At 70.3% G+C, this 25,382-nt stretch carries 19 protein-coding genes; 5 read left to right on the top strand and 14 right to left on the bottom strand.

Annotated elements, in window-relative coordinates; translation table 11 throughout:
- Positions 1 to 2: 2 nt before the first annotated feature.
- The 4 genes from Acy02nite_RS41965 to Acy02nite_RS41950 all read right to left on the bottom strand — a co-directional run bounded on the left by Acy02nite_RS41965 (position 3) and on the right by Acy02nite_RS41950 (position 6,593).
- Complete coding sequence (locus tag Acy02nite_RS41965; RefSeq protein ID WP_203754615.1) at positions 3 to 896, bottom strand: carbohydrate ABC transporter permease; 894 nt, start codon at positions 894 to 896, stop codon at positions 3 to 5.
- 60 nt (positions 897 to 956) lie between these two features.
- Complete coding sequence (locus tag Acy02nite_RS41960) at positions 957 to 2,267, bottom strand: ABC transporter substrate-binding protein (RefSeq protein WP_203754613.1); 1,311 nt, start codon at positions 2,265 to 2,267, stop codon at positions 957 to 959.
- A gap of 143 nt (positions 2,268 to 2,410) precedes the next feature.
- Positions 2,411 to 3,427, bottom strand: a complete 1,017-nt coding sequence (locus Acy02nite_RS41955) for a LacI family DNA-binding transcriptional regulator (RefSeq protein WP_203754611.1) — start codon at positions 3,425 to 3,427, stop codon at positions 2,411 to 2,413.
- A 268-nt stretch (positions 3,428 to 3,695) separates the two neighbouring features.
- Complete coding sequence (locus Acy02nite_RS41950; RefSeq protein ID WP_203754609.1) at positions 3,696 to 6,593, bottom strand: glycoside hydrolase family 3 protein; 2,898 nt, start codon at positions 6,591 to 6,593, stop codon at positions 3,696 to 3,698.
- 169 nt (positions 6,594 to 6,762) lie between these two features.
- On the opposite strand from Acy02nite_RS41950, the gene Acy02nite_RS41945 reads away from it, so the two are divergent.
- Entirely contained in the window at positions 6,763 to 8,151 is a 1,389-nt protein-coding gene (locus tag Acy02nite_RS41945) for an FAD-dependent oxidoreductase (protein WP_203754606.1), read from the top strand.
- Positions 8,152 to 8,204: 53 nt separating this feature from the next.
- On the opposite strand, the gene Acy02nite_RS41940 is transcribed toward Acy02nite_RS41945, so the two are convergent.
- Positions 8,205 to 11,492, bottom strand: a complete 3,288-nt coding sequence (locus Acy02nite_RS41940; RefSeq protein WP_203754603.1) for a S8 family serine peptidase — start codon at positions 11,490 to 11,492, stop codon at positions 8,205 to 8,207.
- Positions 11,493 to 11,731: 239 nt separating this feature from the next.
- Here Acy02nite_RS41940 and Acy02nite_RS41935 point away from each other — a divergent pair, with 239 nt between their 5' ends.
- A complete protein-coding gene (locus Acy02nite_RS41935) occupies positions 11,732 to 12,649 on the top strand; it encodes a hypothetical protein (RefSeq protein WP_203754600.1) in 918 nt (305 codons plus the stop codon).
- A gap of 36 nt (positions 12,650 to 12,685) precedes the next feature.
- Here the strand turns inward: Acy02nite_RS41935 and Acy02nite_RS41930 are convergent, their stop codons facing one another.
- Both Acy02nite_RS41930 and Acy02nite_RS41925 read right to left on the bottom strand, forming a co-directional pair.
- Positions 12,686 to 14,497 (bottom strand): DUF2201 family putative metallopeptidase, encoded by a 1,812-nt coding sequence (locus Acy02nite_RS41930; protein WP_203754597.1) that lies wholly within the window; start codon positions 14,495 to 14,497, stop codon positions 12,686 to 12,688.
- Positions 14,490 to 15,605, bottom strand: coding sequence for an AAA family ATPase (locus Acy02nite_RS41925; protein WP_203754593.1), 1,116 nt, complete (start codon positions 15,603 to 15,605; stop codon positions 14,490 to 14,492). Before Acy02nite_RS41925 ends, Acy02nite_RS41930 begins: the two co-directional genes overlap by 8 nt.
- A 64-nt stretch (positions 15,606 to 15,669) precedes the next feature.
- Between Acy02nite_RS41925 and Acy02nite_RS41920 the strand changes: the two genes are divergently transcribed.
- Positions 15,670 to 16,584, top strand: coding sequence for a hypothetical protein (locus Acy02nite_RS41920; RefSeq protein ID WP_203754590.1), 915 nt, complete (start codon positions 15,670 to 15,672; stop codon positions 16,582 to 16,584).
- Here the strand turns inward: Acy02nite_RS41920 and Acy02nite_RS41915 are convergent.
- Complete coding sequence (locus tag Acy02nite_RS41915; RefSeq protein WP_203754587.1) at positions 16,559 to 17,389, bottom strand: alpha/beta fold hydrolase; 831 nt, start codon at positions 17,387 to 17,389, stop codon at positions 16,559 to 16,561. The two genes, Acy02nite_RS41920 and Acy02nite_RS41915, sit on opposite strands and share 26 nt — an antisense overlap.
- Before the next feature lie 56 nt (positions 17,390 to 17,445).
- On the opposite strand from Acy02nite_RS41915, the gene Acy02nite_RS41910 reads away from it, so the two are divergent.
- The gene (locus tag Acy02nite_RS41910) at positions 17,446 to 17,898 is read left to right on the top strand and encodes a MarR family transcriptional regulator (RefSeq protein WP_203754584.1); all 453 of its coding nucleotides are present in this window, start codon (positions 17,446 to 17,448) and stop codon (positions 17,896 to 17,898) included.
- Between the two features lie 230 nt (positions 17,899 to 18,128).
- Here Acy02nite_RS41910 and Acy02nite_RS41905 read toward each other — a convergent pair whose 3' ends face one another.
- From Acy02nite_RS41905 to Acy02nite_RS41895, 3 genes are all read right to left on the bottom strand, one after another.
- Entirely contained in the window at positions 18,129 to 18,497 is a 369-nt protein-coding gene (locus Acy02nite_RS41905) for a hypothetical protein (RefSeq protein WP_203754581.1), read from the bottom strand.
- A gap of 672 nt (positions 18,498 to 19,169) precedes the next feature.
- Positions 19,170 to 20,006 (bottom strand): hypothetical protein, encoded by an 837-nt coding sequence (locus Acy02nite_RS41900; protein WP_203754578.1) that lies wholly within the window; start codon positions 20,004 to 20,006, stop codon positions 19,170 to 19,172.
- Between the two features lie 515 nt (positions 20,007 to 20,521).
- Complete coding sequence (locus Acy02nite_RS41895) at positions 20,522 to 21,139, bottom strand: CG0192-related protein (protein WP_203754576.1); 618 nt, start codon at positions 21,137 to 21,139, stop codon at positions 20,522 to 20,524.
- Positions 21,140 to 21,258: 119 nt separating this feature from the next.
- Between Acy02nite_RS41895 and Acy02nite_RS41890 the strand changes: the two genes are divergently transcribed.
- Positions 21,259 to 22,107, top strand: coding sequence for a polysaccharide deacetylase family protein (locus Acy02nite_RS41890; protein WP_203754574.1), 849 nt, complete (start codon positions 21,259 to 21,261; stop codon positions 22,105 to 22,107).
- 134 nt (positions 22,108 to 22,241) lie between these two features.
- Here Acy02nite_RS41890 and Acy02nite_RS41885 read toward each other — a convergent pair whose 3' ends face one another.
- Genes Acy02nite_RS41885 through Acy02nite_RS41875 form a run of 3 tightly spaced genes read right to left on the bottom strand, consistent with a single transcriptional unit; the run spans position 22,242 to position 25,325 of the window.
- A complete protein-coding gene (locus Acy02nite_RS41885) occupies positions 22,242 to 23,399 on the bottom strand; it encodes an acyl-CoA dehydrogenase family protein (RefSeq protein ID WP_203754572.1) in 1,158 nt (385 codons plus the stop codon).
- A gap of 18 nt (positions 23,400 to 23,417) precedes the next feature.
- Positions 23,418 to 24,167 (bottom strand): 3-oxoacyl-ACP reductase FabG, encoded by a 750-nt coding sequence (gene fabG, locus Acy02nite_RS41880; protein ID WP_203754570.1) that lies wholly within the window; start codon positions 24,165 to 24,167, stop codon positions 23,418 to 23,420.
- Positions 24,168 to 24,176: 9 nt separating this feature from the next.
- The gene (locus Acy02nite_RS41875) at positions 24,177 to 25,325 is read right to left on the bottom strand and encodes an acyl-CoA dehydrogenase family protein (RefSeq protein WP_203754568.1); all 1,149 of its coding nucleotides are present in this window, start codon (positions 25,323 to 25,325) and stop codon (positions 24,177 to 24,179) included.
- Positions 25,326 to 25,382 lie beyond the last annotated feature (57 nt).

Here is a 25,382-nt window from a genome sequence, read left to right as displayed (position 1 = left end):
GGTTAGCTCCGCTCGGCACGGTTCTGCAGGCGCAGGAAGACGATCGCGAGGATGACGATCAGCACGGTCAGCACCGTGGAGATCGCCGATCCGTACCCGACCTGGGCCTTCTCGAAGAAGTTCTTGTAGGCGAAGTAGGACGGCACGAGCGTCGCGTTGCTCGGTCCACCGCGGGTGAGCACGAAGATCTGCCCGAAGATCTTGAGCGACGCGATGGTGGTGGTCACCAGCACCACGTACAGCTCGGGCCGGATCATCGCGACGGTGATCTTGCGGAACCGCTGCCACCAGGTCGCGCCGTCGAGGTCGGCCGCCTCGTAGAGCTCGGGATCGATGCGCTGCAGGCCGGACATGAACATGACGATCGGGTAGCCGAGCTGGAACCAGATCATCACGGCCATCACGCTGTACAGCGCGTACTTCGGGTCGCCGAGCCAGTTGTGCGCGAGGGAGCCGAGCCCGACCGATTCCAGGATCTTGTTCAGCGCGCCGTAACTGGGGTGCAGGATCCAGCCCCAGATGATGCCGGTGACCGCGACCGGCAGCACCTGCGGCAGGTAGTAGCCGGAGCGCAGCACTGACGCCCAGCGGTCGCTGAACTTCTTGGCCACGTAGTCGAACAGGACCGCGGCCAGGACCAGCCCGAGGAAGGTCGGCACCACCGCCATCGCGATGATCAGCAGGATGATGTGCCCGAAGGAGGCCCAGAAGTTGGCGTCGGCGAAGAGCCGGGTGTAGTTGTCGAAGCCCACCCACTTGGGGCTGCCGATCCCGGTCCACTTGGTGAAGCTGATGTAGACCGTCATCACCAGCGGGACGATGATCACCGCGGTCGAGGCGAGGAGCCCGGGGATGAGGTAGACCGCGTAGCCGCGGTTCTTGGTGCTGCCGGCCATGCGCGGCGGTCCTTTCCACCTGTCGTGGGCGGCGGATCGGCCCGCCGCCCACCACAAGACTCACTTACCGAGGTCGGCCAGGTTCTCGTTGTACGGCTTGGCGATCTCGTCCAGGAACGCCTGCGGCGTCTTCGAGCCGTTGATCAGGCCCTGCACGCCGGCGACCATCACGTCGTAGTAGCCCGGGGCCGGCCAGTCGGGGTAGAACGCGAGCCCGTCACCGGTCGTGAGCTTGTTGAAGTTCTCGATCAGCTCCTTGTTCTTCGCGTCGGTGATCGCTGACGGGTCGGCCACCACCGGGACGCCACCGTTGTTGCCGAGCAGGTTCTGGATCTCCGGTGACATGGTGATGTCGATGAAGTCGTACGCCAGAGCCTTGGCCTTGCTCTTCTCCGGGACGACCCAGAGGTTGCCGCTGGAGCCCGGGTGCAGCTTGTTGCCGGGGAACAGGAACGTGCCCCACTCGAAGTCCTTGATCTCCTTGGCGAACCGTCCGTACCACCACGAGCCGGAGATCAGGATCGGGAACTTGCCCTGCTCCCAGGCGACGCCCATGTCCTCGGCCTTGATGCCGGCCGAGTCCTTGGCGATGTAGCCCTTCGACACCCACTCGGCGAAGGTCTGCGCGCCGTAGCTGAGCACCGGGCCGTTGAAGTCGACCTTGTTCTTGTAGAGCTCGTAGTCGTCGACGAACGCGCGGTCGGCCTTGGAGAGTGCGAGCTCGTAGAAGATCTGCTGGGCCGGGTACTCGGCGCCGCCGACCGCGAGCGGGGTGACCTTGTTCTTGACGAAGGTGTCCATCGCGGCGGTGAACTCGTCGAGCGTCGTCGGCACGGCGATCTTGTACTTGTCGAACATCGCCTTGTTGTAATAGACCATGACGTACTCGCCGTAGTTGGGCACGCCGAAGAACTTGCCGCTGCCCATGATGCCGTCGTCGTCGTACTTCGCCGTGGTCTGCAGGCTTCCGCTCAGCTTGGAGTCCCAGCCGCGCTTGGTCGCCTCGTCGGAGAGGTCGGTGAGCAGCCCCTGCTTGGAGAGCAGGCCGGCGGTCGCGTTGCCCTTGTTGTACTCCAGGATGTCCGGCGCGCTGTCCGAGTTCAGGATCATCTGGGCGTTCTGCTGGATCTGCTCGAAGGACTTCTCCTCGAACTTCACCTCGACGCCCGGGTGCTTCTGCTTGAAGATCTCGATCGCCTTGTTCCAGGCGATGCCCATCGCGCTGGTCGGGCCCTCGTAGTGCCACAGGGTGAGCGTCTTCGCGTCGGCGCCCTCGGTCGACGACGCGTCGTCGTCGCCGCACGCGGCGAGCGCGGCCGCGGTGGTCAGACCGAGCGCGCCGGCGAGCAGGCCACGTCGTGAGATGGTCATAGCGGGGTCCTCCCAGGGGGACTGTTCCAGGAGTCGAAGGTCAAGAAGAGAGTTGTCGAAGCGCTTCGACGAATCGAATGGTTTTGTCGAAGCGCTTCGACAAAAGCCTTGCCGCAGACGCTAAGGAACGCGTGATGCAGATGTCAACGGTGTGACGGCGAGATTTCGCGGCAGCTGGCACGTTCGACCAGCCTCGGCTCCAGCAGCCGGGTGTAGTCGACACTGCGGTTGTCCAGCAGGCGCATCGCGGTCTCCACCGCGAGGGTCCCGACGTCGTGCGCCGGGATGTCGATCGAGGTCAGGTCGACCGGCATCGCGGTCGCCACGTCCCGCGGGCAGACCGCCACGACGGAGACGTCCTCCGGCACCCGCCGGCCCGCGGCGTGCAACAGGTCCAGCAGCGGGCGCAGCGCCTCCTCGTTGTGCACCACCAGGGCGGTCAGCCCGGGCAGCTCGGTGTCGAGGTCGGCGAGCGCGGCCCGCGCCCCTTCCACCCCCGGCTCGCAGGGGTGGGTCGCCGTCCGCAACCTCAGCTCGTTCGAGGTCTGCAGGAACCCCGCGAGGAACCGGTCCGCGTACGTCGTCTGCCGCCGGTACACCGCGGGCGACGGGCCGACCAGCCCGATCCGCTGGTGACCGTGCCCCGCGAGGTGCCCGAGCGCGCACGCCGCGGCGGCCTCGAAGTCCAGGTCCACGCAGGCGATGCCGGCGTGATCGGCGGGAAGACCGATCAACACCGAAGGCTGCTTGAGCGTACGGATGGCCGGCAGCCGCACGTCGTCCCGCTCGATGTCCATCAGGATCAGCGCGTCGACCATGGTGCTGTGCGCCACCCGTTCCAGCCCCGCGGTGCCCTCGTCCTTGGTCAGCAGCAGCACGTCGTGGTTGAACGACCGGGCGGCCGTCACCACCGCCGTCGCGAACTGCATGATGACCGGCACGTTGACGTCCACGCGCAGCGGCGCCACCAGCGCGAGCACGTTCGTCTTGCTGCTCGCCAGGGCCCGCGCCCCGGCGTGCGGGTGGAAGCCCAGCTCGGCGATCGCGGCCTGCACCCGGGCCCGGGTCTCGGCGGAGATCGGGCGGCGGCCGCTCAGCACGTACGACACCGTGCTGGGCGACACCCCGGCCGCCCGGGCAACATCGCTGATCGTCGGCATTGCGCCTCCCCATGTACCCCGGTCCCGGCCCAAGACCGCGCTCCCCTCCGCCGATCCTAGCCATCCGCATGAACACGCTTCGCAATCGCGGGGTCGCACGACAGAGCCCGCGCGATCACGGCCACCGCAGGTGAGGGTCGCGGGGCAGGGTCCACGCCGTCACGGCCACCGCAGGTGAGGGTCGCGGGGCGGGTCACCACGGTCCCGGCCGCCGCACGTGGGGGTCGCGGCGGGGGGCCCGCTCCCAGGTGGCCCCCCGCCGCGAGTCTCATCGGATGCTGAACGACGCCAGCCGCAGCCCGGGGCCGAGCACCAGGACGACGTCCCGGCGGCCGGTCACGGGCGTCAGCGGCGCGCTCACCGTGGAGTACGAATAGATCCCGCCGGTGTCACTCACCGTGGCCGTGCCGAGCAGCCGGCCGGTCGGTGAGCCGAGGCGCGCCTCGACCGTTCCGGAGCCCGACGCCCGTACCGTCAAGGTCTTCCCACCGCGCAACGCGGCGTCCTTGAAGGTCAGCCGGCCACCGGAGACGGCCGTGCCGCTCGCCTTCGTCTCGTCGACCAGCGTCGCGCCGGCGTAGTCGTCGAAGGTCTCGGCGCGGGTGGTCCGCGAGAGTTCACGCGCCGGAATCGTCTCGCTGCGCACGCGCAGTGACGCCCGCTGCCGGATGTCGGCCGAGGACGAGCCGATCAGGACATCGTGCACCGCGGTCTCGGTCACCCACTTCTGCCGGGTGACGTCCCAGTGGGCGAGGTCCCGCGGCGTCAGCGTGAACGTGACGGTCCTCGACTGGCCAGGGCTCAGCGCGACCTTCTGGAAGCCGCGCAGCTGCTTGACGGCCGTCACGTCGCGGGAGGTCCGCTGGTGGGTGTAGAGCTGGACCACCTCGTCACCGGCGCGCCTGCCGGTGTTGGTGACGGTCACGCTGACCCGGTTGCCGACGACCTCGATACCGCTGTACCGGAACGAGGTGTAGGACAACCCGTGGCCGAACGGGTACAGCGGCGACGCGGAGCTGTACTGGTACGTCTGACCGGTCTTGATGATGTCGTACCGGTTCAGGTCGGCCGGCAGGTCGGCGACCGAGCGAGGCCACGTCTGGGTCAGCTTCCCGGCCGGGTCGACGTCGCCGTAGAGCACGTCGGCCAGGGCGTTCCCGGTCTCGGCGCCGGCATGCGTGGTCCACACGATCCCGGGGACGTGCCGCTGCGCCCAGGTCAGCGCGAGCGGATAGCTGCTCTGCACGACCACGACGGTGTGCGGGTTCGCGGCGCGCACCGCCTCGATCAGCGCCTGCTGCCGCGCGCCGAGGCTGATCCCGGTCCGGTCGTGCGCCTCGCGCCCGGCCACGAACGGGTTCGTCCCGACCACGACCACAGCGGTCTGCTTGCCCTTCGCCGCGGCGGCGGCAGCGGCGACCCCGTCGGTGACGATCTCCTTGGCGAAGTGCGCCGCCCCGGCCGCGGTCGGCGAGCCCAGGCCGAGCTTGCCGTCGGCGCCGACGGTCACGTAGGTGTTCGCGCCGAACCAGCTCTCCTGCGTCTCGTACCCGGCGTAGTGCAGCACGACCGTGCCGTCGCCCTGGTCCTCCACCTTGAACTGCTGCTGGACGTACCAGCCGGTCGGCGCGGACTCACTGGTGACGAACGGGCCCCAGTTGTAGCCGAGGTACTTCCCGTTGGCCACGCTGCGCAGCGTGGAGACGTCGTCGCCCCAGTCCACCGCGTCGAACTGGGCGGCGGTGTCCGCGGTCGCGGCGGTGGCGGCGACCGCCTGCGGGTCGGCGGCGGTCACGTACCGGCCGGTGGCGACGTCCTTGAGGGCGATCCGGTCGGCGCCCTCCGACGACACGGCCGGGCCGCGCGCGGCGATCCCGTCGAGCGCGGTGACCCGGTAGGGCAGCTGACCGCCGTACCAGTCGGTGTAGAGATCGTCGGCGAGCGGGCCGACGGCCGCGACGGAACCGCCGGCCTTGAGCGGCAGCGCGCCGGAGTCGTTCTTCAGCAGCACCATGGCGTCGGCCGCGGCCTCCCGCGCGAGCTGTCGGTGGGCGGGACTGTCCACGACCGAGGGCGAGATCTTCGCGTACGGGCCGCCGTCCGGGTCGAACTCGCCGAGGCGGAACCGGATGCTCAGCGCGTCCCCGACCGCGGTGTCCACCTGCTTCTCGGTGAGCAGTCCCTGGTCCAGCGCCTGGCGCAGCGCTGTCGTCGTCGGCTCGCCGTCGGTGTCGTCGACCGTGAAGCTGTCCACCCCGGCCTTGACCACCGCCGCGTTCGCCTCGGCCTGCGTCGCGAAGTAGGCCTGCGACCGGGTGAGGTTGGTCGGCGCCCACGCGTCGGTGACGTTGAAGAGCCGCTGGTCGCTCCAGCCACGGACCAGCCCGGCGAGGTCCGGGTCCACCGTCGCCGGCCGCCCGTTGATCAGGTTGTAGGACGCCATCACGCCGGTCGCGGCGCCCGCTTCCAGGGGGATCCGGAAGGGCTCGCGGTCGTACTCGTTGAGCACCCGCTGGGGCACGTTCGAGCTGGTCTGGTCCCGTTTGGTCTCGTTGTTGTAGGCCGCGTAGTGCTTCAGCGTCGGCGCGGTCTTCAGCCGGGAGGGATCATTTCCCTGCAGCCCTTGCCCGTACGCCGTGGCGACCGCCCCACTGAGCAGCGGATCCTCGGAGTAACCCTCCTCGTTGCGCCCCCACCGCGGGTCGCGCAGCAGGTTCACCACCGGCGCCCACAGGTTCAGCCCCCACACCGTCGGGTCCTGCGCGTGCAGTCCCCGGGCCTCGTCACCGACCGCCGAGCCGACCCGTCGCAGCAGCTCCGGGTCCCAGGTGCTGGCGAGTCCGACGGCCTGCGGGAAGACGGTCGCGGTCGCGTCGACCTTGGCGCCACCGGCGTCGTGGTCGTTGGACCAGGCCACGCCGTGCAGCGCCTCGGTGCCGGTCTTGAAGACGCCCAGGCCCAGGCGCGGGATCGCGGGCTGGTACTGGTGCAGCATCGCGAGCTTCTCGCCGAGCGTGAGCCGGCCCACCAGGTCGTCGACGCGGGCCTGCAGCGGCAGGTGCGGATCGCGGAACGGGAAGGTCTCGGCGGCGTGCGCCGGCGTGGCCGTCAACGGGACAGTGAGCAGGGCGGCGGCCAGGAGGGCCAGGCCGCGTCTTCCGCGCATGGGTTCTCCCTCGGTGACGAGAGTCGAAGCGCTTCGACGGCAAGGACGGAGTGCCACGTCGAAGCGCTTCGACGGCGTGCGGTCACCATAGATTCCTGCCGATGCGCGAGGCAACAACCTTGCGGAAATCCGCCGGAAACAGCGGCGCGGATCCGGGCACAATGGGCGAGTGCGACTGATCGTGATCGGTGGAGATGCGGCGGGGATGTCGGCGGCGGCCCAGGCGCGGAAACGACGCGGGCCGGGCGGCCTGGACATCGTGGCCTTCGAGATGGGCCGCTTCGTGTCGTACTCGGCATGCGGCATCCCGTACTGGATCGGCGGGGTGGTCGAGGGTGGCCCGGACGCGCTGATCGCCCGCACTCCCGCGGAGTTCGCCGCGGCCGGGATCGAGGTGCGGACCCGCCACGAGGTGACCGGAATCGATCTCGCCGCACGTACGGTGACCGTGCGTGATCTCGACGGCGGCCGCGACCTCCGGGAGGGCTTCGACGCCCTGGTCTACGCGGCCGGCGCGAGCCCGGTGCGCCCGCCGTGGGCCCGGATTCCGGAGTCCGGCGTGTTCGGGGTGCAGACCCTGGAGGACGGGTCCGCGCTGCGCGCCTGGCTGGACGCCGAGAAGCCGGCGACGGCGGTGGTGATCGGCGGCGGCTACATCGGCGTCGAGATGGCCGAGGCCCTCACCAACCGCGGCCTGCGGGTGACCCTGATCGAGAAGTCGGCGCAGCCGATGGGGACGGTCGACGAGGACATGGGCGCGCTGGTCGCGTCGTCGATCCGGGATCTCGGCATCGACCTGCGCACCGGCGTCACGGTCGAGGGACTGGAGACCTCGGGCGGGAAGGTCACGGCGGTGGCCACCGACTCCGGCCCGGTCCCGGCCGGCGTCGTGGTCGTCGGTCTCGGGGTCCGCCCGAACACCGCGCTCGCGCAGGCCGCCGGCATCCCGGTCGGCGAGACCAGCGGGATCCGGACGGACCTGCGGCAGCGGGTGATCGGGCCGCAGGGCCTGGTCGACGGGGTCTGGGCGGCCGGCGACTGCACGGAGGTGCACCACCGCGTCAGCAAACGCCAGGTCCACGTGCCGCTCGGGACCCACGCCAACAAGCAGGGCCGGGTCGCGGGGCTCAACCTCGGCGGCGGATATGCCACCTTCCCCGGGATCATCGGCACCGCGGTCACCAAGCTGTGCGACCTCGAGGTGGCCCGGACCGGGCTCGGCTCCCGCGAGGCGGAGCAGGCCGGGTACCGATTCGTCACGGTCAAGGTGGAGTCGACGAACCGGGCCGGCTACTTCCCCGGGGCGGTGCCGATGACCGTCAAGCTGATCGCCGAACGGGAGACCGGAGTGCTGCTCGGCGCGCAGATCGTCGGGCGGACCGAGGCCGCGAAACGGATCGACGCGTTCGCGGTGGCGGTGTGGAACAGGATGACTGTCAGTGAGATGACGGCTCTGGATCTGGGCTACGCACCGCCGTACGCGCCGGTCTGGGATCCGATTCTGATCGCCGCTCGCAAGGCCGAGGAAGCGCTGGGCCAGGACATCGGGCGGGAATGAGACGAGGGGTGGGCCCGGCCGGACCCACCCCTCGATCCGTGCTGCCGGCGGTGTTACTCGGTGACGGCTCCGATCTGGACGGAGCCGCGGCCGACGACCGCGCCCTCGTCGGTCACGAACTGCACCTCACCGGAGAGGTGCCGCCCGGCCGGCGGGACCGCGGCGACGGTGACCGAGCCGGTGATCGTGGCGCTCGCCCCGGCCCCCAGCACGACCGGCGTGCTCGGCGCCGACAGCGTGCCCAGCGCCGGGCTGAAGTACGCGTCCTGGTAGTCGTAGGCGGTCGAGCCGGCGGGCACTGAGTACCCCTGGACCTCGACGGTGTACGTGCCACCGGCCGGCGCGTTGAGCGTGATCGACTCCTCCGAGTCGCCGTCCGCGGACCGGCCCTTCTCGACACCGTTCGCGTCGTAGAGGAACAGGTCCAGGTCGGCTGCCGGGTCCGCCGGGTTGCTGATCGCGACGGTCAGGCGGGTCGCGCCGTCCGGCACGACGACCGTGTAGTCCTGCACGCCGCCCTGCTCGATCGTCGGCCGCTGGGTGAACGCGCTGCCCAGCGGGCCGCCCTGCGGGGTGATCGTGATCGGGCCGAACCGGTTGGTGACCGTCCACGTCGCCGGGGTGGCCTGGCCGACCTTCACGCTGGGCAGGGTGACCGTCGCCGGCTCCACCGTGACGCCCTGGACCTTGGCGGTCAGCGCGAACGGGTTGCTGAGCAGCGGCGACGTGCGGCGCGACTCGACCTCGAGCTCCCAGACGCCCGGGATCGGGTTGTCGTAGGAGCGCTCCTCCGGCTTGCAGGTGGCCGGGTCGGAGTAGTTGGTGTAGCAGTACGGGCTGGAGGTCGGCTCGACCGGCACGCCGTACGGGTTGATCGCGATCCACCGCGTCTGCGAGCCCGTCGCCAGCCCGCCGAGGTCCACCTGCAGCGAGGTGGCGTTCGCCGGGACGGTCACGAAGAACGACGTGGTGGAGTTGCGGTCGACGGCGCCCTTGAACGTGTTCGCGTAGGCCGAGGCCTTAGCCTCCACGCCGGTCACCACGGTGTTGAGCACCTCGAAGTCGATCGCCGGGGTGAACGGGTCGTCGACCTTGAGCAGCGCGCTCGTGACGCCCTGGCCGGCGGTGACCCGTACCGGGATCTTGACGGCCTTGTTCAGCGGCAGGCCGATCAGCGGCACCGTCGAGAACGCGCCGCGGTCACCCTGGAAGGAGAGCCGGTGCAGGACGGTCCGGTTCGGCCCGCTGGTGCGGGTCAGCGAGATGTTGACGATCTTGGTTTGGCCGGCCTTGAAGCCGCCGTCGGCGACAGCGCACCGGTTGTAGATGCCGGTGCCGGTGCCCGGCGTGGACAGGTACTGCGCGAGCGGGGTGCAGACCGGGGCCGAGGCCGTGTAGGTACGGGTCTCGGAGATCTTGGTCAGCAGATTCCACGAGCCCGGCACGTCGAAGACGCCGTAACCCTGTTCGTACGCCTGCTCGCCCGGGATCGGGTCCGCCGTCGAGTAGATCGCCCGGCGCAACTGCGCCGGGGTAACCGTGCGGCGGGTCTGCTTCGCGGCCGAGAGCAGCAGCGCGGCGCCACCGGTGGCCTGCGGCGCGGCCATCGAGGTGCCGTTCTCCATGGCGTAACCGACCGGCAGGGTGTAGCCGACGGTGTCGACGCCCGCCACGACCTCCCAGGTGGGCGTCGCGGAGATCGCCGAGCCGGGCGCGGTGATGTTCGGCTTGAAGCCGCCGTCCTCCCGCGGGCCCCGCGACGAGAACGGGAACAGCTGCTCGGGCTTGCGGGTCACCGAGGCGTAGTTGGCGAGCCAGGTCTCCTTGGACACGCTCGCCGCCACGCTGACCGCGTCGGTGGCCACGGACGGGTCGCCGATCGTGTTCACGCCCGAGCCGGAGTTGCCGGCCGAGATGAACAGCTGCACGCCGTACTTCGTGATGAGCTGCTGGTAGAGCTGCGCCTGCGCGCTGCTGCCGTCGTTGAGCGCGGGCAGGCCGCCGATCGACAGGTTGACCACGTCGACGCCGCGATTCACGACCAGGTCCACCATGCCGGTGGTCAGCGCGGCCGCGGTGCAGCCACCGCCCCACGAGCAGGCCCGCGACGAGACGATCTTGGCGCCCGGCGCCTGCCCGTCGAAGTTGCGGTTGCCGAACAGGTCGTTGCCGGCCGAGATGCCGGCCACGTGGGAGGCGTGCAGACCCTCCGGGATGCCGATGTTGACGAAGTCGGCGACCTGGCCGGGCAGGCCGGCCGGGGTGAGGTCGACATCCTCGCGGTACTCGACGACGAACGGCATGCGCTCGGCGATCGCGGTCGCGGGGTTGTCGGTGCCGAAGTAGCCGACGTCGAACTTCTCCTTGTACGGCCGCATCACGGCGTCGTCGGTGAAGTTGTTGTTCTGGTTCACGTCGACCCGGACGTCGTGGCTGACCGGGTCGTAGAGGATGCCCCACGCGTCGGTGGTGTCGCCGTCCCGGTTCACGTCACCGGCCGGCTCGGAGGCCGCGGTGATGTTCTCGCTGAAACGGCTGATCAGCCAGCTGCCTGTCGGGGCGGTCCAGGTGGCGCCGGCGTAGGTGAAGCTCGGGCCGGTCACGGCCGTGCGCATCGCGCGCCAGGTGCCGTCGTTCTCGACCAGCGGGTCGGTCGCGGTGACCCAGTCGACGATCTTCCGCTCCCCGGTCGTGGTCTTCTGCAGGGCCGGGTGGGCCAGGTCGACACCGGTGTCCATGACACCGATGGTCACGCCGCGACCGTCGTAGGTCGGGTGCTTGCGCTTGAAGTCCACCGAGCCGGTCTCGCCGACCGGCAGGTACGCGTTGTCGGCCGGCGTGGTCGCGCCCGGCCCGCTCACGGTCGCCTGCTTGGTCGCCTTCGCGTCGGAGGTCAGATCCGGCTCGGGCACCTTGACGGTCTCGTCCAGGTCGACGGCGCTGACGCCGGGCAGCTTCGCGGCGCTGAGCACCTTGGCGGTGGGCACCGAGGCCAGCACGTACCCGACCTGGTCGAAGTTGCGGGCGATGGTGCCGCCGAGCGCCTTGACCCGGGCCGCCACGTCCGCCGACCTGCCCTGGTCGGTGGCGATGATGAGGGTGACACTCGGCTTGTGCTCGGCCTGGGCGTCGGCGAGCAGTCCCGCGTCGTGGGCGCCGAGCGTGTCAGCCGGCGAGTCCTTGGGGTCGACGGTCTCGGTGGCGGGCGCGCCGTCCTGGTTGACCGGTGCGGGGGCGGCCGCGACCGGCAGCGAACCGCTCACCGTCGTCACGCCGGCCGCGAGGCCGAACGCGAGAGCGGAGGTGAAGGTTCGTCGGCCCCAGCGGGATGGTTGTCTCACGTGCGGGTCCTCCGGAAGTACGGCGCCCGGAGGGGTGTCCGGACGCTTCTTCCGGGAGTCTGCGATCGATCGGAGTGGAAGTCACTACGGTCGATAAGGTTCGTGACCTTCCCGTGACCATAGTGGACCGACCCATCGGCCGACAGCGCGCATCAAGGTCGAAGCGGTCATCGTCGCTCATTTCCCGCGAACCCATCGATCGTCGCGTCGGCCTGGCCGGGACCCGCCAGGATGGGCGCATGCTCATCCAGAAGTTCCTCGACGATCTGCTGGACGCGTCCACGCCGTACTGGAGGAGCCGGTGGGCAGCCGGGCCACGACCGGCACACCTGGCGCGGCACGTCGACCGGGACCCGCGGATGATCCGGGCCGTCCTGCCGCTCCTGGACCGCTGGGAGCCTCGCCGCCTCGACGAGTTCCTCGGCTGCTTCGTCCCGGAACAGGCCGGTCGGATCGCCGACGCGCTCGTCCAGCACGTCGACCTGGAACCGGCCGAGCTCGAGAGCTGGGTGCGCGGGCCGCTCCGGGGTGACGTCCACCAGCTGCTCGGCTGCACCATGATGCACCTCTGGCGGGACATGTTCCGGGACGGGTCGGCGCCCGCCCGGGCAGCCGCGAGCCTGGGCATCACCGGGCCGGCACCCCACCTGTCCTATCACGACGACTCCGTCCCGCCCGACCTGCCGTTCCCGTCCGAGGCCCGCCGGGCCGCCCGCGACGACTTCGGCCTCGACCCGGGCCACGTGGACCTGCTCGACCCGCTGCACGCCATGCCGGCGCCGGTGTTCGCCGCGCTGTCCCGGTTCCGGCTGGCCGGGTGGCCCTCCGACGAGGCGGTCCTGACCGCGCTGCCGGCGTCGCCCGGGCAACCCCTCACGGTCGCCCTGCCGGCGTTCGCCCGCGTCGCCTGTCTCACCCCCGAGGAGATCGACGGCTGGCTCACGATGATCGCCGGCGTCGGGCCGGCGCCGCTCCCGCTCGACCAGATCTGGCGGCTGTGCACGCCCGCCCTCGCCTGGCGGCGGGTCGGCGTGCCGGCGGCCGTCGCGCCGTGGTGCGCGGCCGCGAGACTGCCACCCGAGGAGGCCGAGGCGATGCACCGGGCCGGCACGCTCGACCCGGCCGGGCTGCGGGCGCTCGCCCTCCTCAGCCGGTGACCACCCTCCTCCGCGAGCCCACCGGTCCCGACCCGCTCAACCGGTGACCACGATCTTGCGCATCCACGCCGGGACGTGCGGCCGGTCGCCGTCGACCAGCACCACGACGTAACGGGCCCGTGGATTGCCCGCCGGCGGCGCCACCGGCCACGGTGTGTCCCCGTCGGTGGCCAGCACCACCATGTCCGCGGGTGGCCGCAGCACCGCCGCGGCGTCCAGGCCGGCGCGCATGTCGGTGCCACCGCCCCCGGTGACCACGACATCCTCGATCCGCGCGACCCGCTGGACGTCCCCGGTCCGCGCGTCGCAGCACAGCACCCGCACGGCGTCGCCGCGCAACGCCCGGATGATGCCCCGCAGCTCGGCGAGGACCTGCCCGAGCATGCCCGCCGACATCGAGCCGGACGTGTCGATCACGACGTCGAGCCGGGGCGGGCGCGGCGCACGCATCGCGGGCAGGGCCAGACCGGGGACCGCGGAGGCACGGCGGGACGGCCGGGCGTACGTGTAGTCGCGCACCCCGGCCACCGTCGCCCGGGACCGGCTTACCACGCTGCGCAGCTCCCGTCGCCAGTCGACCCTGGTGGTGAGCGTGTCCGTGGCGAAGCGGCGCAGCCCGGCCGGGACGTCCCCGCCCGACCGCCCGTGCTCCTCGATCTCCCGGGCGACCTGCTGACGGACCATCTCGGCACGGCCGTCGCTGACACTGCCGTCCTCGTCACCGGTCTCCGGGCGCTCCCACTCACGGGGCTCGCCGCCCGTTCCCGAGCCGCAGTCCCCAGGATCCGCTTCAGATCCGGTCGTTCCCGACGGCGGGGCGTCTACCTGGAACACCGCGATCGCCGTTGCCCCGCCCGACCCGATCACCAGCGCGTAGGCGCCCGCCGGCAGCGACTCGGCCAGGTCGAAGTTCAGCACCCGCGGCGTGACGATCACCGGGTCGCCCGCCGCGTCCGGTCGCGCGGCCAGCCCGTCCTCGCCGAAGCGCGCCACCAGCACCGTGGTGTCCGGCTCGAAGTCGAAACCGTCGCTGCTGGCGGCCATCGGGCGCGGGACGTCATACCCGGCCGGCAGTGACGGCGGGTCCACCTCGGCGAACGGGAGCCCCACCGGGAGGATCGCGGCGGGGCCGCCGGCCTCGACACGGTAGAGCCCGGCCGGGACCTGGGCGAGCTCGAACGTGAGCAGCTGACCGGTGACCACCCGGACGCCGGTGATCGCGTGCGGGACCGGGTGGCCGCGATCGCTGTGCAGGGCGGGCGCGGTGCCGGGACCGAAGTGGGTGCCGCTCCCCCGTACCGTCAGTTTCGCCGGCGCCGCCGCGAGATGGTCCGGGCTGAGGGTGATCCCCGGGACGGCCGGCCTGTCCGGCGCGGCCGCCGTCGTCTCCGGCGAGGCCCCTGGGACGTCTCGGAGCAGGCGGTACATCTGTTCGGCGAGCATCCCGCGGCGGGCGCCGGGGATCCGCTCCCAATAGGACGCCCGGACCGCCGGCAACGTCACCCCGGCGTCCCGCAGCTCCTCGTTGATCGCCGCGTCCGCCGCCGAGTTGAACATCGGGTGCAGCGCCGGCGGCTCGGCCAGGGACTCCCAGCGTTCCCGGTGCCCGTGCAGCAGATGGCCGGCCTCGTGCAGCCACGCGCCGGCGACCTCCTCGGCGGAGAGCGTCAGCACGAAGTCCGGGTTGGCGTACATCCGCCAGCGCGCGTCCACCCCGAACGTCGGCAGGTCCCGGGTCAGCACCGGGACCATCGCGAACAGGGCGGTGCTCAGGTACGGCATCCGGCCGGCGGCGACCACGCGACCGGCGGAGAGCCGCAGCGACGCCTGCCGGCTGTTCTCATCCATGGATCTCGGTCAGGATCGGGCCCAGCGCCCGCAGCTGATCCGCCGTGGGGAGCACCCCGAACGGGCGGACGGCGGGCTCGCTCCAGCGCCGGGCGAACAGGAACGCGATGTCCGCCATCCCCGCGTCGGCGACCGCCGCCAGGATCGTGCCGCACGCGAGCCACCGGTCCGGCGTGGGATCGTTCGTCATCGCGGTCACGACCGCCGCCGCCGTGGCGAAGACCTGATCGGCGCGGCGGACCGGCACGACGTACGCGGAAGGGTCCTTGAGCAGGGTCTCCGGATCGGGAAGATCGAGGCGCCGCACGAACTCCAGGAACTCCGCCGCCGCGGCAGTGCCGACCGATCCGTTGAGCAGCAGCAACACCACCGTCTCGGAGAAGCCGGCGGCCTTGGCCGCGCCGTAGAGACGGGCGCCCATCTCCCAGCTGCGCGGCGTCGGGAACGCCCGGCCGGCCTGCTCCGAGGAGGACGGCATCCGGGTCACCAGCTCCGGCCGCGCCCGCAGGAATGTCCCGACCAGCGTCTTCGCCGACACCGTCGCCCTGTCGACGAGATCCAGCGCGACGGACGGCACCGGCACCCGCGGCCAGCCCACGGTGAAACCGTCGCGCACCACGTCGGCCGGCAGGGTCCAGTCCAGGTGGACGAACCGGTTCGCCAGCGGCGGCGCCAGGTCCCACCCGTCGGCCGCGATCTCCGGCGGGTTGGCGGCCGCCACACTGCACGTTCCCTCGGGCAGTCGCAGGTCGCCGACCCAGCCGGTCAGGATCGGCCGCAGCAGCGCGGCCTGCGTGGCGGGCGGCGTCGTGCTGATCTCGTCGTAGAAGACGACGCTGGGCCGGTCCATGGCGGCCACCCGGCGCGCCCAGGCCGGTGGCAGCAGCCGGGTCGAGGAGTTCGACGGGTCGAGCATCGGCAACCCGGCGAAGTCGGCCGGCTCGTGCAGCGACGCGATCACCGTCTCCACATGGAAGTGCAGGTCGTCGCCGAGCGACTCGATCACGCTGGTCTTGCCCTGGCCCGGTGGCCCCCACAGCAGCGCCGGGACACGCGCGATCAACGCGGTGCCGAGCGCCGTGATCGTGTCCGCATAGCGCTGATTCATGGGCTCACGGTAGTCACCGGTGACAAAGGCCGCCGGTGGCCCATCGACGACGATAGAATGCGGCGTGGCGGGTCGGCTGGAGATTTACATCAGTGAGTTGATGAACATCGCCGCGCCGTACTGGCGGAGTCTTCGGGCCGGCTTCGTGGAGCAGTTCGCCTCCCTGCCGGACCTGTCCTACTGGCCGGCCGCCGATCTGCGCTCCGACATGGTGCTGCTGCTGGACCACTGGGATCCCGGGCGCCTGCACGAGTTCCTCTCCGTCCAGGCGCGGTTCTGGCACGCCCCCGGCACCGACACCGCCCTGGTCCGGATGATCGCCAGCACCCTGCTCGGCCACCTCGACATGACACCGGACGAGGTGGAGGAGTGGGTGCGGTGGCCGTTCCAGGGCGACATCCGCGAGCTGACCCGCAACCCGGCGATGCACGTCTGGCGGGCGTTGCACCCGGACGGCTCCGCGGCCCGGCACGTCGCGGCGTGTCTCGGCATCACCGCCCCGGCGCAGGAGCTGACGTTCGGGCTGCAGTCCCGCGACGACGTCGACGAGCTGCCGCTTCCACCGGCGGACGATCCCGCCTGGCCGGGCTGGCTGACCGGCGACGACCTGCCGGTCGAGGTGACGGCCCGGCTGTTCCGGGCGGGCTGGCCGGTCGACCGGATCCGCGCCGAGCTCGGCCACGGGCCCGGCGCGGGGTTCGGGCGGTCGCTCCCACCGCATCTGTGCCTGCCGCCCGCGGAGTTCCTGCGCTGGCGATCCGCCCTGGCGCCGGGCGGGACCGAGGCGTTCACCTACGACGGGGTCACCCGGTTGCGGCGGCTGATCCTGCTGTGGCGGCACACCGGCCTGCCACCGGAAGCGGTCCCCTGGTGCGCGGCCGCGCGGATGTCACCACAGGAGGCGATCGCCGCGCATCGTGCCGGACGGCTGCGGGCGGACGGGTGGGAGACGCTCACCGCCCTGAGCAACCTGTCCTGAGCACCTCGACGACCTGCTTCGCGAAGGCCCTGGGATGGGTCAGGTTGCCGTTGTGCCCGCCGGGGAAGTGTTCGGCCCGCACCCGCCGATGCTCCGCCAGCCGGACCGCGGCCAGGTAGTCGAAGCCGTCCCGCGGCGACGTCTCCCCCACCGCCGGGATGATCCGCGCGCCGGCCGGCAGATCGCCGGGCACCAGGTCGTCACGCAGCACCGCGGGCAGGTCACGCCCCAGGAAGAACTCGAAGTTGGCCACCCGCCGGTCGTCGAACGGAAAGTCCGTGACCCCCGGCTCGGTATCCTGGTCACGGGGATCGATCCCGAGCACCGCGGCGACCTTCCCGGCCGCCGCGCGCCATCCCGCGCCGCGATGCGTCGCGATCACCTCCCCGAGCTCGCGCCCGGCGCGAGCGGCATCCGCCGGGTCGAGGAATCCCAGAGCGATCGGCTCGTGCGCCACCAGGTCCGCCACGATCTGCGGGTCCGACGTGAGCAGGTGCAGCCCGATCGCCGCGCCCAGGCTGAGCCCGAGCATGGCGGCCGGCCGATCGGTGACCGCCCGCACGACGGCGGCGGCGTCGGCCGCGTGCTGCCGGATGCTCACCGGCGCGCCGGGGTCGTCGCAGACGCTGCGCGACAGTCCGCGCCGGTCCCAGGTGACCACGGTGAAATGACCACTCAAGTGGTCGGCGAGGTCCACCGTGCGATCGGCGTCGCCCTCCCCGCTCTGCCCCACGAGCAGCACCGGCCCGTCCCCGGCCACCTGGTAGTGAATGCGCGCCCCGTCGACGTCCACAGTGTTCTGCATGACCTCACCGTAATACATCAGTTCTGATGCATCAAGAGTGATGTATTCTGACCGGCATGACCCCGGTCGAGTTGATCCTGCTGTCCCGCACCCTCCTGAAGATCGGCGAGCAGTCCCTGCCCACGCCGTCGTCAGGGACCGCGCTGCCCGGCGGCGAACGCTCCGTCGTCGTCGTGATGAGCGACATCTACACCAACGACGGCACCACGGTCACCGAGGTCGCCCGTCGCACCGGCCTGCCGCAGAGCGCGGTTTCGGTCGCGGTCGCCCGGCTGCGTTCCGCCGGCTCGGTCCTGACCTCTCCCGACCCCGCCGACCGGCGCCGCCAGCTCCTGCACCGCAACCCGGCACTGTCCGCCCGCCGTCAGGAGGTTGCCGCCGCCGACATCCGCCCGGCGCTGGCCGCGGCGCTCCCGGACGGCGCTCCCCTGCCGGAGATCCTGGCCTCCCTGGAGACCTTGAACCGCCACCTGACGCCGGCCGCCATCACCCGCCTGACCGGCAGTTGAGGCGCGTCCTGGAATCCGGCCGCGTGCCAGGCGAGGTCAGGCCACGCCTCGAGCTTGTCGTTTAACCCCGACCCCCCACCCGGCGCCGCAGCGGAGCAGCCCGCGGCGTCGTCAACGGCGGCTACAGCGAGTGCCGACCTACCGCCGAAGGCAGTGAGGAGCCAATGAATGCGCACCTCGCGGCATGAGAGTGAGTGCGTCTCGCCGCAGGAGCAACCGCTGACCGATGATTAGCTGGTCAGGCGGCCTTCGTCGGTGTCGACCACGAAACACGCACAGTCGAGAATTTCCAACAGCGCGGCCCTGACACGCCGGATTGCGTCCGCGTCCACATCCAGATACAGCCGGCAATCGCGGGGGAAACCAAGGGCCACGGCGGCATGTGGGTCGAACTCCAGGGTCAATCCTTGGCCGATGAGAGTCCACGCGCCCGGCCCTGTCGCAACCGTGCCAGCGCCGTTGATCACTTCGTCCACCCAACCGTCGTAGCGCAGCCGGATTAGCATGACGTGGGCGCCCGCAGCGGCAAGACTCAACGTGTGCTCTTTATCGGTCTGCCAAACGTCGATCCGGTCGACGCGCAGCTGGGTGCTGTTCACGTGCGGACCGTACTGCGGCGTCTACTGCTGCGCGACGGCAATACGACAGAGCATGCGCGCTCCGCGGCAAGTAGAGTGCGCTCGGGTGCCGGTGCCAGCGTTGTCGCCGATCAGTTCGCGAATTGTCGCGGCATCGGCGGCGCTGATACGGTCATCGGCCCTGCCCGATCCACCACGTAGGTGGAATAGTCAACGAAGTGGCGTCGACGACCCAGGTAGTGCGGGTAGTGATCGAAGTGCCACCGACACTGTTCGATGAACCTCTCGTGACCATCCAGTCGAAGCCGACTGCACAGGGAAGCGAAATCGTCCAGGCCTCGGAGCACCTCGTAGCATTCAGCGGCCGTTGCGCCGTTCGGACCCCATAGAACGCCGACTGGAAGCTCGTGCACGGCGTTCAGCAGCCACTCACGCGCTTCGCAATACGCGCGCCGTTCGTTGGCGAAATCGCGACCCCTGCCATCCGATGCTTCCCCCACAAGCGCAGGATACTCATGTGTCCGGCCGTGTTGAGTTCGCGCTCTCCGGCACGACAGGACGCCAGTCCGCGGCGGGTGACAGCCGGGGTGACGCGTGGCCGACTCAAGCGCGGACAGCGGCAAACCCGGATACAGGACTCGGGAGGGCTCCGGACGCTACCGCTTTTTACGCAACTTCAATGCCTGCCCATTATCAAGGGAAAAGAGCACGGTTCGGAGCGATGAGGCCCCTATCGACGAGCCGTTGGATGGCGTCTCGGGGAACAGCTTCAAGTAGTTCGCCGAGTCGGTATGAGACGTCGGTCTGGCGATAGGCTGCCCACCAATGAGCTGCATCGATCAGATCGACCACGGCTGTCACATCGTTTCGCAGGCACTCCCGCGCACGAGCAAGCTGTTGCGACTCCGCGGAGGGCAAGGTCGAGCCCTCCGCTGATGACGTGCACTCGTCCGGTCCCGGCACTATCAGAGCATGCAGGAACAGGTCCCACCGTTGGCGGCCGATCGCCTCGGCGAAGGACATGCCGTGCAGGAAGGCGGAGCCAGCTACCGCTGCCCGTTCGAGATGCCCGCCAGGCCCTCGCAATGCCGATAGCCTCGCCTGACCGACTTGCTGCAGCGCTCGCTCCAAATCCGGATAGGCCGCTGGGTCGACCCCGACCTCAAGCCACACCCACTCCGCCACCGCGATCAAGTCGTGCAGTGCCTCGTCGCGAACTGCGGCTTCCTCAGCGATGAGTTGCAGTCCGCTGAAGGAACCGGCGTGCATCTCGAAACCGATCAGGGCCCAGCGTGCTACTTCATCCGACATGTCCTGGGCGAGGCAGTCATCCGCGAGCTGCTGCACCTTGTACCACGTCGGACGACGATTGGTGCGGGACCAAAACGGGTCAGTACAGGGCAACGAGTCAAGACGCGACCACATGGCTCGCATCGCACGGTTGACCCGAGCGATGAGCTCGTCGCTCTCGAATACCCCACCGGCACGTGTCAGGCCACCTCCGGGTAGCTCCTGATCACCGACGTCCACCTACTGATGGTCGCAGTATCCGGATGCCGCGGATGCACAACGGATCCCGACAGACCGGCCGGAAGTACCGACAGCGCGGCGGCTACTCCGCACGATCAGCGGCAGAAGAGGGCGCCGGTCAGCCGTCTTCATCCGGCGGCATGCTGACGCACGCAGGGGCCGTGTCCATACCCGGACGTCCGCCCGGCTCCCACGACCGGCACACCGCTGCCCGCTATGACGCCGGACTCCTCCTGGTCACCGGCAAGGCCCACCGCCACCTGCCCTCACTTGAAGGGCACGAAGCCCCGCCGAGCTGGTCGAACGACAGGCTAAGGCGGTGTTTCGGGGCTGCGGCCTACTACGCAGACACCGCCTGGCCGTGCGCCCTTGTGGATCGTCCGCGAACCGCGTCGCCGGCCCGGCTTCGAGCGCGCCGCGGCGTCCCGGCCGGCTCTCGTGGTCGTTATGCGGGCCGCATAACGACCAGGAGAGCCAGCCGGGACCGCGAGCCGTCCGCCGGCCGGTTGCGGCGATTACGCGAGCAGGCGGGCGAGGACCACGGGGGCGTCGGCGGCCTGCCACTCGCCGGTCAACGTGGACTCGGCAGTGGTCTGCGCCGCCGGGAGGCGGAAGAGGTGCAGCTCGCCGGCGGTCGTGCGGATGCGGGTGACCTCTCCACCGGTGACCTCGACGGTCTCGCCGGGCGACGGGGCGGTGGAGCCCGTGCCGCGCAGCAGCAGGTTCGGTTCGCGCACGGTGACCCCGCCGTCGCCGTGCAGCTCCTCGACCGCCTGCTCGGCGCCGTCGCGGATGGCGTCGCCCAGCACCTTGACGAAGACCGGGTCGCCGGCCGCGTCGTAGACCCAGCGCCGGCCGAGAACGCCGTGCTCGGTCGTCCCGACCAGGAACCGGGAGGCGCCGTCGAGCGGCGCGCCGCGGTAGGTCAGCGGCACGTGCAGCACAGGGCCGTCCCCCACCCGGACCAGCATGACCTCGAGCCCGACCTCCCCGGCCGGATCGTCGAAGCGGGCGGCTCCCACCCGGTCGACCACCGGGGCGGGCGGGCCCGCATACCAGTCCTGGGCAGGCAACCAGGTGCTCAGCAGCTCGAGTTTGGTGGGCCGGATGTCGGTCTTGTGCAGCAGCGCCATGCCGATCACCCTACGACCCGCACGCAGCGTGACGATTAGCACAGTTGACGGCGCATGTCAGCATTCCTGCGGTCCCCAGCGTCAGAGGGTCTGAGGACATCGACGGGGAGGACGAAAGCATGCTGCGAAGCAAACTGTTACGGGTGGCGGCCGCCGGAGTGCTGCTGGCGGTCGTCGCGGGCTGTAACGACTCGGGCGCTTCCGCCCCCACAAACACTGGCGCACCGGCGCCGTCCCCGGGGACGAGCGCATCGGCCGGCGTCCCGGTGAGCGGCGCGCAGACGCCCGAGTCCGTCTCGGCCGCGCTGGCCGCCCTGCCCGCGGACATCCGCGCCCGGATCCCGCAGTTCGCGCCGCCGCCACCTCCGCACAAGGTGACCCTGCCCGCCGGCGACAAGGCGGTGAACCTCCAGCGGATCGAGACCCGGAAGCGGATCGCGTTCATCACCATCGACGACGGGTGGGAGAAGGACCCGATGGCGATGAAACTGCTCCAGGCCGCGAACGTGCCGATCACGCTGTTCCTGGAGGTGGATGCGGTGAAGGTGAAGCCGTCCTACTTCACTGAGTTGCAGTCCACCGGCGCGGTGATCGAGGCCCACACGCTCACCCATCCGACCATGACCCACCTGTCGTACGAGGGTCAGAAGCACCAGATCTGCGGCTCCGCGGACGAGCTGGGCAAGCTCTACGGACGACGGCCGGTGCTGTTCCGCCCGCCGTTCGGCGCGTTCAACGACAACACGCTGCGCGCGGTCAAGGAGTGCGGGCTGAAGGCGTCGTTCACCTGGCGGGAGACCACCGACAAGGGGATCATCCGCTATCAGGACGGGCGACGGCACATCGCCGGGGGCGACATCATCCTGATGCATTTCCGGGCGGCCTTCGTCGAGGACTTCCTCGCCATCCTCACCCAGTTGAAGAAGGACAACCTGACCCCGGCCCTGCTGGAGGACTACATCCCCTGACGCGCTGCTCACGCCGTACCCAAGCAGGCATTTGACCTAACCGGGAACCGCGGCGCCCACCGCAATCAGGCAGCGTGCCGGGAGCCCTCTTCGAAGTCGTCGAGCTGACGCGTCTCGAAGAGGGCTCCGCCCGACTAGAGCCCCATGTCCTTGGCGATGATCATCTTCATGACCTCCGACGTGCCGCCGTAGATGCGGTTGACGCGGTTGTCGGCGTAGAGGCGCGCGATCGGGTACTCGTTGATGAACCCGTAGCCGCCGTGCAACTGCAGGCACCGGTCGATCACCCGATGCGCCACCTCGGTGCAGAAAAGCTTCGCCGACGCCGCTTCCGCGGCGGTCAGCTCGCCGGCGTCGAGGGCTTCCAGCGCCCGGTCGGCGACGGCCTGGGCAGCGTCCACCTCCGCCCGGCACGCGGCCAGCTCGAACTTGGTGTTCTGGAACGAGGCGACGGTCTGGCCGAAGACCTTGCGCTCCTGGGTGTACTTCTTGGCGAACTCGACAGCGGCCGCCGCCTGCGCGTAGGCGCCGAAGGCGATGCCCAGCCGCTCCTGCGGCAGGTTCTGCCCGAGGTACGAGAAGCCCTTGTTCTCCTCGCCGAGCAGGTCCTCGACGGGCACGAGAACGTCCTGGAACGCCAGCTCACCGGTGTCGGACGTCTTCAGGCCGAGCTTGTCGAGCTTGCGCCCCACCGTGTACCCCGGCAGTTTCGTGTCGACGACCAGCAGCGAGATGCCGTAGCGGCGGTCGTCGGGCTTCGCCGGGGACGTACGGGCGCAGACGATCACGCGATCGGCGAGGACGCCCCCGGTGATGAACGTCTTCGCCCCGTTGAGCACGTAGTGCTTGCCGTCCTCGGTGAGCTTGGCGTTCGTGGTCATGCCGGCCAGGTCGGAGCCGGTGCCGGGCTCGGTCATCGCGATCGCGAACATCATGTCGCCGCTGACGAACGACGGCAGCCAGCGCTCCTTCTGCTCCTGCGTCGCCAGTTTCAGCAGGTACGGCAGGCAGAGCGCGACGTGCACCCCGGAGCCGCCGAACGAGACGCCGGCGCGGGCCGTCTCCTCGTACTGCACAGCGGCGAACTTGAACGACTCGATGCCGGCGCCGCCGAACTCCTCCGGCACCTCGATACCGAAAATGCCCAGCTCGGCGAGCTTCTTGTAGAAGTCGCGCGGCATCTCGCCGTCGTGCATCCACTGGTCGTAGTGCGGCACGACCTCGGCGGCGATGAACTCCCGCAGGGTCTGGCGGAACGCCTCGTGGTCCTCGTTGAAGATGGTGCGACGCATCAGGAATCCTCGCGATGTCTAGAGACGGCGTCCGCCGTCGACGTACACGGTCTGGCCGGTGACGAAGGATGCGGCGTCGCTGGCCAGGAACGCGACGACCTTGGCGATGTCCTCGGGGTGGCCGACCCGCCGCAGCGGCGTGATCTCGGCAGCCTTGGCCTGCATATCGGCAGCGGAGACGCCGATCCGAGCGGCGGTCGCGTCGGTCATCTCGGTGACGATGAACCCGGGCGCCACCGCGTTGACGTTGATGCCGAACGGCCCCAGCTCCATGGCGAGGGTCCGGGTGAGGCCCTGGATGCCGGCCTTGGCCGCGGCGTAGTTGGCCTGACCGCGATTGCCCAGCGCCGAGACGCTCGACGTGTTCACGATCTTGCCGGAGCGCTGGGGGACCATGTGCCGCTGCGCCGCCCGGCTGCACAGGAACGCGCCGCGCAGGTGCACGTTCATCACCAGGTCCCAGTCCGACGCCGGCATCTTGTGCAGCAGGTTGTCGCGGGTCACGCCGGCGTTGTTGACCAGCACGTCGACGCCGCCGAGCTCCGCGGCGACCTTGTCGATCGTGGCGTCGACCTGCGCCTCGTCGGCGACGTCGCAGCCCAGCGCGATCGCGGTGCCGCCGGCGGCCTGGATGCGGCCGACGACGTCGGCGCAGTCGGCCTCGTTGAGGTCGAGCACGGCGACGGCCGCGCCCTCCGAGGCGAACTGCAGTGCGGTCGCCGCGCCGATGCCGCGCGCCGCACCCGTGATGATGGCTACCCGACTCACAAAAACCCCCTAAAAGGCGCTGATTCCGGTCAGCGCACGGCCGATGAGCAGTTTCTGGATCTGGCTGGTGCCCTCGTACAGGGTCTGGACGCGGGCGTCGCGCATGAACTTGCCGACCGGGAACTCGTCGACGTAGCCGTATCCACCGAAGACCTGGATCGCCTGGTTGGCGGCTTTCACCGCGGCTTCACTGGCGAAGAGTTTCGCCATCGAGGCGGCCGTGCCGAACGGCTGACCACGGTCGACCAGGTCCGCCGCACGCCAGACCAGCAGCCGCGCCGCGTCGGTCTCGACCGCCATCTCGGCGATCATCTCCTGCACGAGCTGGTACGACGCGATCGGCTTGGCGAACTGGGTGCGCTCACCCGCGTACGCGACCGAGGCCTCGAGACACGCACGAGCCAGCCCCACCGAGCCGGAAGCGACAGCGATCCGCCCCTTGTCCAGCGCCTTCATGGCGATCTTGAAACCCTCGCCGAGCTCGCCGAGCCGCTCGGCATCCGCCACGCGCACGTTGTCGAGCGTCAGCTCCGCGGTCGCCTGGCCACGCAGGCCGAGCTTGCCCTTGATCTCCCGTCGGCTGAACCCCGCGCGGTCGGTGGGCACGAGGAACGCGGACACACCCTTGGGACCAGGATTTCCGGTACGGGCGAAGACGAGCGCCACCCCGGCCCACGTCCCGTTCGTGATGAAGATCTTCTCACCGCTGATCAGCCAGTCGTCGCCGTCGCGGACAGCGCGCGTGACGAGGTTCCCCGCGTCCGAACCGGTCCCCGGCTCGGTCAGCGCGAAACAGCCCAGCGTCTCGCCGGAGCAGAACGAGGGCAGCCAGCGCTGTTTCTGCTCCACGGTCCCGTACGCCTGGATGGTCTTGGCGACGAGCCCGAGCGTCACCGAGACGATCCCGCGCACCGACGTGTCGCCGCGGCCGAGCTCCTCCATGACCAGCGCGTAGTCGAGGAAGTCCCCGCCCGAGCCGCCGAACTCCTCGTCGATCCCGAGGCCGAGGAAGCCCAGCTCGGCGAGCTTCCCGACGATCTTCGTGTCGACCTGCTCGGCACGGTCCCACTCGGTGGCGTGCGGCACGACCTCGCGCTCCACCCAGTCACGGGCCAGGTCACGCAGCTGTTCCTGTTCCTCCGAGAGGGTGAGGTCCACGGCCGGCTCCTAAATTGAACGCTGTCAGGTTTCAGCGGCCATGTTAACTTAACAGCG

Origin of the sequence: Actinoplanes cyaneus, from assembly GCF_016862095.1 — a bacterium.
GTDB lineage: Bacteria > Actinomycetota > Actinomycetes > Mycobacteriales > Micromonosporaceae > Actinoplanes > Actinoplanes cyaneus.
The sequence above is the reverse complement of the archived record's forward strand: the minus strand, read 5'-3'. Positions and strand labels throughout refer to the sequence as shown.